This window comes from Serratia sp. GW822-FHT06D09 (genome assembly GCF_058799515.1).
In genome coordinates this window covers 694,969-708,108 of record NZ_JBXALO010000002.1, presented here as the reverse complement: position 1 = coordinate 708,108, position 13,140 = coordinate 694,969, and the positions used below count along the sequence as shown (strand labels likewise).

At 54.2% G+C, this 13,140-nt stretch carries 16 protein-coding genes; 5 read left to right on the top strand and 11 right to left on the bottom strand.

All coding sequences use genetic code 11. The annotated features are described in order from the left end of the window. Nucleotides 1–119 precede the first annotated feature (119 nt). From AC1RKG_RS07105 to hinT, 7 genes are all read right to left on the bottom strand, one after another. Nucleotides 120–1,424 carry an NAD(P)/FAD-dependent oxidoreductase gene (locus AC1RKG_RS07105; protein WP_020826361.1) on the bottom strand — a complete coding sequence of 435 codons (1,305 nt, stop codon included), beginning with the start codon at nt 1,422–1,424 and terminating at the stop codon, nt 120–122. A 332-nt stretch (nt 1,425–1,756) separates the two neighbouring features. Next, nucleotides 1,757–2,299 (bottom strand): alpha/beta hydrolase YcfP, encoded by a 543-nt coding sequence (gene ycfP / locus AC1RKG_RS07100; protein ID WP_020826360.1) that lies wholly within the window; start codon nt 2,297–2,299, stop codon nt 1,757–1,759. Between the two features lie 72 nt (nt 2,300–2,371). Beyond that, nucleotides 2,372–3,391: a beta-N-acetylhexosaminidase gene (gene nagZ, locus AC1RKG_RS07095; protein ID WP_046373903.1), complete on the bottom strand. Its 1,020-nt coding sequence runs from the start codon at nt 3,389–3,391 to the stop codon at nt 2,372–2,374. A gap of 148 nt (nt 3,392–3,539) precedes the next feature. Further along, nucleotides 3,540–4,415, bottom strand: coding sequence for a thiamine kinase (thiK, locus tag AC1RKG_RS07090; protein WP_493182478.1), 876 nt, complete (start codon nt 4,413–4,415; stop codon nt 3,540–3,542). Continuing rightward, complete coding sequence (gene lpoB / locus AC1RKG_RS07085) at nt 4,396–4,980, bottom strand: penicillin-binding protein activator LpoB (RefSeq protein ID WP_020826357.1); 585 nt, start codon at nt 4,978–4,980, stop codon at nt 4,396–4,398. Before lpoB ends, thiK begins: the two co-directional genes overlap by 20 nt. 27 nt (nt 4,981–5,007) lie before the next feature. Next, nucleotides 5,008–5,397, bottom strand: coding sequence for a YcfL family putative periplasmic lipoprotein (locus AC1RKG_RS07080; protein WP_020826356.1), 390 nt, complete (start codon nt 5,395–5,397; stop codon nt 5,008–5,010). A 12-nt stretch (nt 5,398–5,409) separates the two neighbouring features. After that, the gene (hinT, locus tag AC1RKG_RS07075) at nt 5,410–5,760 is read right to left on the bottom strand and encodes a purine nucleoside phosphoramidase (protein WP_020826355.1); all 351 of its coding nucleotides are present in this window, start codon (nt 5,758–5,760) and stop codon (nt 5,410–5,412) included. A 242-nt stretch (nt 5,761–6,002) separates the two neighbouring features. On the opposite strand from hinT, the gene AC1RKG_RS07070 reads away from it, so the two are divergent. Continuing rightward, nucleotides 6,003–6,908 (top strand): ABC transporter substrate-binding protein, encoded by a 906-nt coding sequence (locus AC1RKG_RS07070; RefSeq protein WP_020826354.1) that lies wholly within the window; start codon nt 6,003–6,005, stop codon nt 6,906–6,908. Here the strand turns inward: AC1RKG_RS07070 and AC1RKG_RS07065 are convergent. Further along, complete coding sequence (locus AC1RKG_RS07065) at nt 6,905–7,282, bottom strand: winged helix-turn-helix transcriptional regulator (protein ID WP_075207786.1); 378 nt, start codon at nt 7,280–7,282, stop codon at nt 6,905–6,907. The genes AC1RKG_RS07070 and AC1RKG_RS07065 overlap by 4 nt on opposite strands. 99 nt (nt 7,283–7,381) lie before the next feature. On the opposite strand from AC1RKG_RS07065, the gene AC1RKG_RS07060 reads away from it, so the two are divergent. Beyond that, nucleotides 7,382–8,128: an SDR family oxidoreductase gene (locus tag AC1RKG_RS07060; RefSeq protein WP_493182475.1), complete on the top strand. Its 747-nt coding sequence runs from the start codon at nt 7,382–7,384 to the stop codon at nt 8,126–8,128. Between the two features lie 56 nt (nt 8,129–8,184). Here the strand turns inward: AC1RKG_RS07060 and AC1RKG_RS07055 are convergent, their stop codons facing one another. Then, nucleotides 8,185–8,703, bottom strand: a complete 519-nt coding sequence (locus AC1RKG_RS07055; protein WP_493182474.1) for a YybH family protein — start codon at nt 8,701–8,703, stop codon at nt 8,185–8,187. A 155-nt stretch (nt 8,704–8,858) separates the two neighbouring features. On the opposite strand from AC1RKG_RS07055, the gene AC1RKG_RS07050 reads away from it, so the two are divergent. Together AC1RKG_RS07050 and AC1RKG_RS07045 are read left to right on the top strand one after the other, a co-directional pair. Then, on the top strand, nt 8,859–9,770 hold the full coding sequence (locus tag AC1RKG_RS07050; RefSeq protein ID WP_046373907.1) for a LysR family transcriptional regulator: 912 nt from the start codon (nt 8,859–8,861) through the stop codon (nt 9,768–9,770). A 360-nt stretch (nt 9,771–10,130) separates the two neighbouring features. After that, nucleotides 10,131–10,406, top strand: a complete 276-nt coding sequence (locus AC1RKG_RS07045; protein ID WP_493182472.1) for a hypothetical protein — start codon at nt 10,131–10,133, stop codon at nt 10,404–10,406. A gap of 49 nt (nt 10,407–10,455) precedes the next feature. Here AC1RKG_RS07045 and AC1RKG_RS07040 read toward each other — a convergent pair whose 3' ends face one another. Next, entirely contained in the window at nt 10,456–11,760 is a 1,305-nt protein-coding gene (locus tag AC1RKG_RS07040; protein WP_493182470.1) for an Nramp family divalent metal transporter, read from the bottom strand. Between the two features lie 229 nt (nt 11,761–11,989). On the opposite strand from AC1RKG_RS07040, the gene mntR reads away from it, so the two are divergent. Beyond that, the gene (mntR, locus tag AC1RKG_RS07035; RefSeq protein WP_020826347.1) at nt 11,990–12,460 is read left to right on the top strand and encodes a manganese-binding transcriptional regulator MntR; all 471 of its coding nucleotides are present in this window, start codon (nt 11,990–11,992) and stop codon (nt 12,458–12,460) included. A 147-nt stretch (nt 12,461–12,607) separates the two neighbouring features. Here mntR and AC1RKG_RS07030 read toward each other — a convergent pair whose 3' ends face one another. Further along, a complete protein-coding gene (locus tag AC1RKG_RS07030; protein ID WP_020826346.1) occupies nt 12,608–13,117 on the bottom strand; it encodes a hypothetical protein in 510 nt (169 codons plus the stop codon). Nucleotides 13,118–13,140 lie beyond the last annotated feature (23 nt).

Here is a 13,140-nt window from a genome sequence, read left to right as displayed (position 1 = left end):
TTACCCATAACGACGGGACATTGTGCTGAATAATCAGCTGCTGCCTCCCCGTTCTTGCGGCTGTAGGCATAAAAAAACCCACGCGGGCGAACCGGCGTGGGTGGTCGATAACGGGGCGGTTAGTGCATTTTCAAACGCGGGCGGATCACCCGGTTAATGCCGCCAACCAGCATCATCAGGCCGGTTTTGATGTAGCCGTGCAAAGCGACCTGGTGCATACGGTACAGCGAGATGTAAACAAAGCGCGCAATGCGGCCTTCCACCATCATCGAGCCGCGCATCAGGTTGCCCATCAGGCTGCCCACGGTGCTGAAGCGGGACAGAGACACCAACGAACCGTGGTCTTTATACACGTACGGCTTCAGCGTCTGGCCGTTCATCAGCGCCAGAATGTTGGTAAAGCAGCGTGATGCCATCTGGTGCGCCGACTGGGCGCGCGGCGGTACAAAACCACCGCCCTCTTTCGGGCAGGAAGCGCAGTCGCCGATGGCGAAAATGTTCGGATCGCGCGTGGTTTGCAACGTTGGCTCTACCACCAGCTGGTTGATGCGGTTGGTTTCCAGCCCGCCGATGTCCTTCATAAAGTCCGGCGCCTTGATACCGGCCGCCCACACCATCAGATCGGCATCGATAAATTCGCCGCCTTTGGTATTCAGGCCGTTGGCATCCGCGCTGGTGACCATGGTGTTGGTCAGCACGCGCACGCCCAATTTGTTCAGTTCCTGATGTGCAGCAGCCGAAATACGCGGCGGCAACGCAGGCAGAATACGCTCGCCCGCTTCGACCAGCGTCACGTTCAGTGCACTGTTGTCCAGGCCTTCAAAACCATAGCTGTGCAGCTGTTTCACCGCATTATGCAGTTCGGCGGACAGCTCAACGCCAGTGGCACCGCCCCCAACGATAGCGATATTCACCCGCTCTTTTTGCCCCGGCTGCGCCGAGAACTTGAGGAACAGGTTCAGCATCTCGTTGTGGAAACGTCGCGCCTGGTGCGGGTTATCCAGGAAGATACAGTGATCTTTTACGCCAGGAGTGCCAAAGTCGTTCGAGGTACTGCCCAGCGCCATGACCAGAATGTCGTAAGACAACTCGCGCTCAGGCACCAATTCGCCACCCTGCTCGTCGCAGATTTGCGCCAGGTGCAGCGTTTTAGTTTCACGATTGATGTTGGTCAGCGAACCCAGTTGGAAGCTGAAAGAGTGATTGCGCGCATGCGCCAGGTAGCTCAGCGCGTCAACGCCATCATCAAGGGAACCGGTTGCGACTTCATGCAGCAAAGGTTTCCACAGATGGCTGTGGTTACGGTCCACCAGCGTGATTTCAGCTTTATGCTTACGACCGAGTTTATGGCCCAGGCTGGTCGCCAGTTCCAGACCACCGGCGCCACCACCCACGATGACGATTTTTTTCTTTGGCGTTGTCAAAATAACCCCCTAAATGTGAACCAATTGTTGCCCAAGGGTAAAGAAATAATATCCTTAGAATACATAGGGTTCGCGTAAATTAAACCTGCTATCTAAAGCCAGAATAGCATGGGGGGTTATTTGGTAATACCAAAATTGATGTACATCAAACTTTTTTGGTTAAAGGCTGGACGAAGGGAAATTTTGAGGATTGTGATTCAAATAGTTAGCGCTGGGTCACAGTTTCAAATTTTACCGTCCAACGGGCCAAACGGTGCTTTTTGACCGCAAAATACCGCAATGTCTGCCTGTAAAAAGCAAGCATTGCGGCGACATCGCGCGTTATAAAACTGTTAAAGCAGGGTCTTGAACGCCTTGATACGTTGCAGGTGAGGCGAGATATTTTTGAACTTGTGCGTCTGCTGTTCATCCCAGACGATTTCATAGTATTTGTGCAGCAGTTCCGCACTGCGCTGGCTGTCCAACACCTCGTCGTGGCGGGAAAGCACCGCCAGGCAGCGATCGCGATTTTTCTCGCGGAAGTCTTCGACACACTTGGTGGCGATGTCACGGTACTCTTCCGGCCGGTCGATTTTGCCCTGCATATGTTCTTCAGGATACAGATTGGGGTTGAAGATCACCTGTCGGATGCCGCACAGAAAGCCGATACGTTCGGCCCAAAAGCCCCCCAAACCCACCCCACAGATCAGCGGATGTTTATCCCCTTCCTGCTGAACCGCCTTGTCCACCTCTTTCAACAAATGCTGCATGTCATGGCGTGGATGCAAGGTGCTGTAGCTGATAAAGCGCACGTCCGGATCGATAAACTGGAGCTGTAACACCTTTTCATGATTGCCGGGACTGGTTGAATCGAAGCCATGTAGATAGATAATCATGTGGATCCTCGCAACAAGCTGAGGGCCGCGCCGCAGCCCTCATCGTTTACGCCGTATTACGACGCCCTGGGTTCACCCCGCATTACGCTGTTTGTGCTCCTCCCAGCGTTCGCTGAGCGCATTCAGTTCCTTATGCGCTTGCTGCCAGCGCGCAGAATCACGCAGCGCCTGACGGGTGAACTGACCGCGATGATATAACTGCTTCACCCTGTCTGCTTTGACCGGGGACAGGTTATCCAGCACGCTGACCGCCCCTGCGCGGTTATTGCACACCAGGATCATGTCACAGCCGGCATCCAGCGCCGCCTGGCCACGTTCGGCATAACTGCCCATGATCGCCGCCCCTTCCATTGACAGGTCGTCCGAGAAAATGACGCCGTCAAAGCCCAACTCCTGACGCAGGATCTGCTTTAACCAATAAGGGGAGCCGCTGGCCGGACGCGGGTCGGCTTCAGTATAGATGACGTGCGCCGGCATTACGGCGTCCAGCAGTTGACGGTTAATCAATTCGCGGAAGATCGCCATATCATGTTCGCGGATCTGCGCCAGTGGACGTGGATCGCGCGGCGTTTCTTTGTGCGAATCAGCGCTGACGGCACCGTGCCCCGGGAAATGCTTGCCGGTGGTTTTCATACCGGCACTGTGCATGCCCAAAATGAACTGCTCAGCCATCACCAACGCCTGCGTTGGATCGCTGTGGAACGAGCGTTCACCAATCGCGGCGCTGACATGGCCAATATCCAGCACCGGCGCGAAGCTGATGTCGATATCCTGCGCGATCATTTCCGCTGCCATCAGCCAACCGGCCTCCTGCGCCAGACGCTTGCCCTCATGGGCAGAATTCAGGGCGGCAAATGACTGTGCCGCCGGCAGGCGGGTAAAACCTTCGCGGAAACGCTGAACGCGGCCGCCTTCCTGATCCACCGCCACCACCAGCCGATCGTGGGAAGCCTCGCGGATCTGCCGCACCAGCTCACGCAGCTGCTGTGCATCGTGGAAATTGCGGGTGAAGAGGATCAGGCCGCCCACCAGCGGGTGTTTTAAGATCTCACGTTCTTCTGCGTCCAGCTCATAGCTGGCGACATCTAACATTACTGGGCCCACGGCCACCTCACTTCATTATTCATTTATACCTGTCTACTTGAATCTGCCTCTTTGTTGGCTGCGCCTGCACGCCCCAGTCACATAGTTATCTATGCTCCTGGGGACTTACAGACTTGCCGCCTCAATGCAACTCCAATTATTTTAGGTATAGAACATGGGATGTTAAACAAAAACGCCGGTGCAACACTGCGCCCCAGCGCAAAAATTCAGGATCGCCGGTCTGTTGCCAGCGCACTTCAAACCAGAGCAGCATCAGGTAATCCACCCACGGCAGCCAGCGCTGAACCTGCCTGCGCAGCAAGGGCAAATCAAGGTAACCGATGCGAGCATAATGCTGCAAAAATTGCTGTCGGCGCGCGGGAGACCAGGCGTTACTGCAAAACAGCGCGGCGATGTCTAACGCAATATCGCCGTCTGCCGCATACTCCCAGTCAATCAGCCGCAGATTTTCGCCCTGAACGATCAGATTACCCGGATGAACATCCATATGCAGCGGCGCCAGTTTCAACGGCGTTGGTGTGCGGCGGTGCTGAAAGTGTTGATGCAACCGCAGCCAGGCCGGCGTCAAACGCCGACCATCCAATTGCTGCCAATAACGGGCAAATTGCCAAGGCAGGTTCAACGGGTAGCCGCTGGGAGGTTGCCGATGCAAACCGGCCAGCAACGCCGCCAAATCGCCCTGCTCATTGAGGCGAGAAAAATCCGCACCTGTGACAACGTCACCATCAAGCCACTGCAGGATAATCCACTGATTATTTTGCACTAAAACCTGTGGCCCGATGTCCTTCCCACGGCGATGCAGCACTCGCGCCTCGCGCCGACGGCTGACGCCCAGCGCACTTTTCTCTGGGCTTTGCTGACGCGCCAACAGTTGCACACCTTCGCCTTCAATACGCCAACTTTCACCGGTCAGGCCCTGCACCGGGCTGAAACGACAACCGGCGGTTTTCACCGCCGGCAGTTCGTTCTCAATCAGTGCTCGCAACGTGGCTTCAGTGTTTGACGGTGCCATTGCCTGACCAGACGATTTCACCGGTTTGCACCAGCATCAGTTGCATATCCAACGTTGGGGACTTCACGTCGCCACTGACGTCGCTGTACAACACGTACTGTGCACTGACGATCCGCGCCAGACCAATGGCTTTGCTGCGTGAACCCAGGCTGTCATCCGCCGACAGGCCCAGCGTCTGTTTGGCGCTGACCAACTGCGCTTCCGGCACGATGGAGAAGGTTTGATTGGATGCCAACGCCTTGTGCAGTGCCGAGGTCGCTTTCGCCGTCTGCAATGCGCCGTTGGTGTTGTTCTTCACGCTGTCGAGCAACAGCACGCTGCCTGGATTGACGCCATCGGCTTTCAGCATCTGGTTCACCAGCGGCTGTACGCTGCCAAGCCAATCGAGCTGCTGAATTTTCGGCGGTTGCGGTACCGGCTCGCTAACCGGCGGTTGTGGCTGCTCGATCGGCGGCGTTACCGGCTCAACCGTCACCGGCGGCTGCGGTTGCTCCGGTTCCGGCGGACGCGATAAACAGCCGGTTAACGTCAACGCGGCCAGCGCCACAAATAGATACTTTTTCATTAATCCCTCTCCCACTGAACCAAGAGTTTACAAGAATAGATACAGACGCACGCGTTTGGCATCGAGGTTGCCGTTAAGCGAGTAAATAGTGGCGTCTGAATTTGGCGCAATAGTGATGGTGCGCGGCGCCTCAAAAGGCCGGATATCCAGCCCCTGATCGTCATACCAGTAAAAACGATAGTGTACCGTTACCGGTGTGGATTGGCTGTTACTGAGTTCCGAGGTAGCCATCACGCGCCCGGAAGCGTCCGAAATCGACGGATTATCGGCCAGAATGCCCGCGGTCAGCACCGGCGAATCCATCACTACCGTCTGTCGGTCGTTGACCGCGATGCCTTTCGGGCTGCTGCAGCCCATTAAAATAACGGCGGGTAACGCCAGCGCCATCAGACAACGCAGGGATTTGCTATAGCGCATGATTGACCTCGGTTAGCGTGACAGCAGCGGCCCCAATGAACGGCCACCGACCAGATGCATATGAATATGATAGACCTCTTGGCCGGCATGGCGATTGCAATTGACTATCAGACGGTAGCCATCTTCGGCAATGCCTTCCTGCTCGGCAATTTTTGCCGCGGCGGTGATCATGCGGCCGAGAGCCGCTTCGTGCTCGACAGTCACGTCGTTAATCGTAGGGATCAGCACATTCGGGACGATCAAAATATGGGTCGGAGCCTGAGGTGAAATGTCGCGAAAAGCGGTGACCAGTTCATCCTGGTAGACCACATCAGCAGGGATTTCGCGGCGGATAATTTTACTGAAAATCGTTTCTTCGGCCATCTGGCGTTCCTTGTAGAGGGAAAAAAGCTGTACGCAGTATGAGTGACAAATTCTACTGCTTTCAACCTGATTGCGCACTTTCCGCGTTGAGTGATGCAGAATCAGGCAACCAGCCAGAATAATTACGCCGTTCCGGGCAGCGCATATCCGATTTTTTCACTTTGGTTATTCACTATTGTTGCTTTACTTGGCCGCGGCCGCCGCCAATAGTAACCCTATGATTAGCAACGGATAGAAATAACATGCAATTCAAAACACTGGCGCTGGGGGCGCTGTTGCTGTGCGGCCATGCCGTGGCTGAACCCCAAAGCATTATCGATCTGCAAGCCAACCAACAACATGTGCGAGCGGCGAAGAACCCGGCTGCCATCGCCTTGATCCCAGCCAATTACCCTTTTGCCGTGCCGGGCAAGTTAACCGTCGCAGTGGCGTCTGAAAATTCCCCGCCGCTGGCGCTGTTTGCCGAAGACAATAAAACGCTGATTGGCAGCGACCCGGATATTGCACAACTGGTGGCAGACAGCTTGGGGCTGGAATTAAATCTGGTGCCCACTTCCTGGGAGGATTGGCCACTCGGGATCAGTTCCGGCAAGTATGACGCCGCAATTTTCAATATTGCCGTGACCAAACTGCGCAAAACCAAGTTTGATTTCGCTACCTATCGGGTGGATACGCTGGGCTTTTACGTAAAATCCACCAGTAAAATCAATTCAATCAATCAACCCGCAGACGTTGCAGGGCTGCGAATCATTGTCGGTTCCGGCACCAATCAGGAAAACATCCTGCTCGGCTGGGACAAGCAGAACCGCGCCAACGGCCTGCCGCCGGTGCAACCGATTTATGTCACCGACGATGCTGCCGCCAACCTGAGCATTCAGTCCGGGCGCGTCGATGCCTACTTCGGCCCCCATTCCACCGGAGCCTACAAGGCGGCGCTGACCGGCAAAACCAAAATGGTTGGCATCGGCCCGAACGTGGCCTATGTGGCGGTCACCACTAAAAAAGACAACGGCCTGGTGGCGGCCATCAACGCCGCCATCAATGGGGTGATCGTCAGCGGCGAATACGCCCAGGTGCTGGATCGCTGGGGTGAGCACGATGAAAAGGTCCCGCGCTCAGCCATCAATCCGCCGGGTATCGGCGACTAATCCTCAATTAACTGGGGTGCGTGTGTCCGCATCCAGTTAGCCAAAGAGTCGAGCGTCGGGCGCAGCGTTTTGCCCAGCGACGTAATTTGATATTCAACACGCGGCGGGACCTCCGGAAACACCTGCCGCGTGACCAGACCGCGCTGCTCAAACTGTCGCAGTTGCCGCGTCAACTCTTTCTGAGCAATCGGCGCTACCGCACGTTGCAGTTCACTGAAACGCACCGGGCTGTCGATCAAGATCAATCGGTAAAGGATGGGAATCGCCCACTTCCCTGCAACCAGATTCACGAAGTCCACCATCGGACAAGGTTCGCCCGCTGTCGGCAACCCGGCTAAATTTTTTTCCGTAGCAGAAAGCCCAGCTTTGCTCATTTCATCCCTCTTCGCCCGTTAGTATCCAAAAGGTGCCTACTATGCAAAGGATACTATAGCGCAAATAATGGCCGTATCGACAATAAACAGGAGTGGGCTATGTCACGACTACAAGGCAAATACGCGTTGATCACCGGCGGCACCAGCGGCATTGGTTTGGAAACGGCGCGTCAGTTTATCGCCGAGGGAGCCACCGTGGCGATCACCGGCCGCAGCCAAAGCGGCCTCGAGGCAGCGGGAAAAGAACTGGGTGACGTGTTGCTGTTACGCAGCGACGCCGGAGATATCGATGAACAACGTACATTGGCGCAGCAGTTGGCCAACCACTGGCCGCGCCTCGACGTGCTGTATATCAACGCCGGTGACGTCACGCACAATCCTTTGCAGGAGTGGGATGAACAAAGTTATCAGCGACTGATGGACATCAACCTGAAGGGGCCGTTCTTCCTGATACAGGCGCTACTGCCACAGCTGGCTAATCCGGCGTCGATTATTTTGTGCGGCTCGGTCAGTGCACATATCGGGCTGCCGTTAAGCAACGTTTACGCCGCCAGCAAGGCCGGGCTGTTGTCGCTGGCCCGAACGCTTTCCGGCGAACTGCATCCGCGCGGCATCCGGGTTAACGGCCTCAGCCCCGGCCCGACAGAAACCCCGGCGCTGGGCAAGCTGGGGTTAAATGATGCCGATGAACAGGCCCTGCGCGACGAGATCCGCGCTCTGGTGCCTATCGGCCGCATGGGTACGGCATGGGAGCTGGCAAAGGCGGCAGTCTTCCTGGCATCGGATGAGTCCGCCTTTATGGTGGGCAGTGAGTTGCTGATCGACGGTGGCGTAGGGAATCTTTAGTCGTGTTGATAATCTGAAAATAAAGACCGCTCTCGCGGTCTTTATTTAATAATTACTCAGCCCACTCCCTGAATAGGGTTGGTGTTAAATGTATAAACTACAATTTTCCAATGCCCCTGCTGTTTTTCTAAAATAAAGACTTCCCGATTCAAATCAATTAGCGTTGCGCAATCGCTAATTCGACTAACCGTCGCCCCACGGTGATGATGAGTACGCACATAAGCCATATTGCCATTAACCCGAACGCTGTCATAGGCGAATTCTGTTTCAAACTTCTCTTTCTTAAATAATTCGTCATATTGCTGGCGGCGTTTTTCGCTAGTGTCCGCGGTTGGCTTTTCATTCCATTGTGAGTAACTCTCACTCGCGAACAACGATAAAATAGTGTTGGTATCACCCGCATTAAGCGCAGTCTGGTAGCGATTTATCGTATCGTAAACGGCTTTTTGTTCCGCCGCTATACCAGCATCAGCAGAAACTTTATAACTTTGATGCGCCAGATTATTTTCAGCCGCGTAGGCTTGAGTGAACAAACCTGGCCCCATCAGCAATAAAGCAGCGATTATTTTTTTCATTGAATATCCTTAACATATTATATTTAACCATGTGGTAAATTACGTCATCATTAAACGACAGATGATGAAAATAATTTAATCAACTTCGCACCTGATTGACAGTGGGCAAATTTAAAAATATTCTTTTAAAAATTTAAATAATGGACGTAGCCAAAATGAATGAATTACACGCCCTGCGCGTTTTCTGTCAGGTAGTGGAAATGGAAGGGTTCAGCCAGGCTGCAACTAAACTGGGTTTATCACCCGCCAGCATCACTTACAGCATTAACCAGCTCGAGAAGCAGTTTCAACAGCCGCTTTTTAAACGCTCAACCCGCCGTTTTTCGCTGACTGCGGCCGGTGAGCGCTGCTATCGTTCGGCGCAAGAGATATTGCAGCAGTTTGATCGACTGAAGAACGATATGTCGGATGAATTTGAACAACCCCGCGGCCCCTTGCGCGTTGAGATTGCCTCGATGCTCAGCAGTATGCATATCGCCCCTGCACTGCCGGCATTTCTGGCACAGTATCCGGAAATACAGCTCAGCGTGTCGGTAAGCGATCGGCTGGTCAATCCGGTAGAGGATCGTGCAGACGTGTTTATTCGAATCGGCGCCAACGATGTTCCGGATATGGTCAGCCGCAAACTATTCCAACCGCACTACCTGTGTTGCGGTTCAAGTGTCTATTTTGACCATTATGGCCGGCCGGAACACCCGCAACAGTTGCAACAACATGTGCGGCTTGGTTTTATCCGCTCAGGTGAAGCAATGGCAGATCCGTGGCAATTTATTCGTAACGAGCAAGTCTATCAACTGTCCCCCAGCCCACTGCTGAGTTTTAATCATTCGCAGTCTTTATGCGAAGTGGCCAAAAACCATCTCGGACTGGTCTATTTGCTGGATTGCACGTTAGAAAGTTACCTGCTGGCGGGGACACTGGAGCCGGTCTTACAGGAATGGGCTCCCGTTGGCGCCCCCGTCAATATCCTTTACCCACGGTTGCGCGACCGCAGCCATAAAATACGCGTATTCGTCGACTTTATCAGCACGCTTTTTTCCGGGAAGCAAGAAAAGGGAGCGGCGTAATCTGAGGTAAAAAACTCAATGAGATGAGACGGATAACTACGCCAACCCTGCCTTTTCTACCTTAAATGAAAGGTTAGGCCATAAAACCGCTTGCTGGATCTTGAACATTATAAACATGCAAATTATTTCTCATGAAACAGTTTTACATGTCCGCTTAGAAATGAATGATTCCGTTTACATCAACGCCACCGCAGCCGCTGGAAGCCAGGCCTAGACTGTATGAACAGGGCGTATTGCGGATCCCAAACCGCCAGCCGTTAGTAGACTGACTTAAGGCTATCCCTCCCCCTCAATTGTTTATCACTGATAACGCTATGGCCAAGCCACCGTATGCCATACGCATTAAAGGACATTGAGATCATGAAAATGAAAGCCGTTACTCATGCCACACTGGTCATCCTGCCTCTGTTGTTAAGCGGGCTCGCGCGGGCCAACGATCAAACCATTCCCTGGGCGGAAAATACCGGCGGTGTGGAGTCTAATCATATTGCTGCCGTTGGCCAAAACCTGAATGCCGCTCACCAACAGGTCACCAAGACTCAGGAAGGCGTATGGGCGGCAAATACCGGCAGCATCTCCGACGATGAGAAGGCTCTGACCCAGGGACAAAACCCAACGCCAAAAACGACGCCTTAACGGGAGCTCGCCGTTGCCAGGCCGTGACACTGGGTTGCACGGCTTGGTATCAGCCCAGACCGGGAATGGAGACACCGAAGGTTTGCAGCAGCAGCACCATGTTGAGCAGAATAATAATCACCGTACCGATGATCGACACCAGGCTGGTCAGGCGGCTATTCACGAACTCGCCCATGATGTCGCGGCGACGCGTGAACATCACCAGGGCAATCATCGGCGCCGGCAGCGCCAGGCTCAATACGACCTGGCTGTAAACCAGTGCGTCGGTGGCGTTAACCCCCAGCGCTACCACGATGAACGCCGGCACCATGGTGACCATGCGGCGTACCCATACCGGGATACGGAAACCGACAAAGCCCTGCATGATCATCTGGCCTGCCATCGTCCCCACTACCGAGCTGGAAATGCCGGAAGCAATCAGCGACATCAGGAAGATACCCGCCGCCGCAGCGCCAAACAGCGGCGTCAGCGTATGGTAGGCGGTGCCAATCTCCGCCACGTCGCTGTTACCGGCATGGAAGGCGCTGGAGGCCATAATCACCATGGCAATATTCACCAGCCCGGCGACAGATAAGGCAATCACCACCTCAATATTGGAAAAACGCAGCAGTTTACGCCTTTCACCACTGTCACTGGCTGGCGCACGGTGCTGAGTCAGCCCTGAGTGCAGGAAGATGGCATGCGGCATCACCGTAGCACCGATAATCCCCACCGCGATGGTCAACGCCTGTGCATCCGGCAACTGCGGCGTAACCATGCCCATGCCCGCCGCAGCCCAATCCACCGGTACAATGAACATCTCGACCAGGTAACACAGGGCAATAATCGCGACCAGGCCGCCGATCATCAGCTCTACCGGGCGGAACCCTTTTTTCTCCACCATCAGCAAAGCGTAGGTAATGACCGCGGTCACCCCCATTCCCGGCAACAGCGGCATATGGAACAGCAAGGCAAGCGCTATAGCCCCGCCGAGGAACTCCGCCAGATCGGTTGCCATCGCCGCCACTTCACTGAGCAGCCACATGCCGATCACCACCGGGCGCGAAAATTGATCGCGGCACATCTCTGCCAGATTGCGTTGAGTGACGATACCCAACTTGGCCGACAGCGCCTGAAACAGCATGGCGATCAGGTTGGCCATCACTACCACCCATAGCAGGCTATAGCCGTATTTCGAGCCGGCCTGAATATTGGTGGCGAAGTTACCGGGGTCCATATAAGCAATGGAGGCAATCACCGCAGGCCCGGCGAACAGCAGCGGCGTGAATGCGCCACGCTTGCGCCCGGCAAGCGCGTTACCTATCGCCGTATTGGTTCGTTCGGTTAACGATGTGGTGGTTGCCGCATCACGCATGGTTTACCCTCAATCTTTTTCTGGTTATTTTTCACCCAACACTCTCAGCAATGTAGCATCGGCTACACTTTATGCAAAATGGAAGATACTCTACCTTTGTGTACAAATATTTCTAATTTCCACCCAATGCGTCTGGCGAATTGATAATGCGTCGCCTTTGGACTAACGTATGGCGGAACTGCATTAATCTGCAACTCACTGGATTTACGTTTAAAGGACGTCTCAGAATATGGCAACAAGCGCACCAGATGACGCCGACCGCCCCGTCGTGGCCGAAATGCCAGACGAGGCTGAACATGCCCTGCGCTTCACCCGCGCTCGAGAGGCGCAGTCCAATGCGCTGATTGAAGATTATGTCGAGCTGATAGCCGACTTGCTGGTCACCACCCGCGAAGCAAGAACCACCGATATCGCCAAACGTTTCGGTGTGTCGCACCCGACCGCGATCAAGAACATTGCCCGGCTGAAGAGTGCAGGTCTGGTGGAGTCACGGCCTTATCGAGGGGTTTTCCTGACGGAGGAAGGTGAACAACTGGCGCAGAAGGTACGCCGTCGTCATCGGATAGTGGTCGACCTGCTGGTGTGCCTTGGGGTACCGAACGAAACGGCGGAGTTGGACAGCGAAGGGATCGAGCACCACATTTCCAGCGACACTCTGGCGGTGTTTGAACAGTTCCTGCAAAAACACGCGGAAAAATAGCGCCTCCCGGCTCTTGCTTTCTCTTCAGTCTTAAGGACCCCTGGCTGCGCCGGCGGCTTGAGATCCAATAGGTCTTTCACCCAGTGAGAAAACGCTGGGTGAAATGCAGAGGCTGGAATACTCAACTTCTACATTTGAGTAGCAGTGCTAAGGGGAAGTCATTGCATACATGACTACCGAACCAAGGGCATTGTTTCTCTTCTCTACAAAGATCTCGTTATCGAACGCATAGTTACCCGCGGGATGACATATTCTTATGTTCGTCCCCAGGTCCGGATCGTCAACATCGGCGCCAGAACAACTTTTCCTGCTACCTTCAGCATAAGAGTAAGCCGCCGTGTAGGTCACGACCGGCCCTGGCAGCAGGTAGGTCATGGTGATTAATGCCATAGCAAAGACAAAGAACAAAACAATGCAGGCCCCGCCATAAAACTTGAGATAATCAATGTGCTTATTGCTTTTTACGGCGCCACGGCCAATAGCGTAAATTGAAATAAACAAAGCCAGTATCATCGCTGCAACGATCATATAGCGCGTTGTCGAGACACTGAGAAAAGTAATGCGGTAAACCTCTCTATGCCACCACATCACTCCATACACCAACCCTAAAAAAGCGATGGTCGCAGAAAAGAGAAAAGGATAAGAATACTTTTTCACGCTCCAAAATCCTTCTGGCAGAT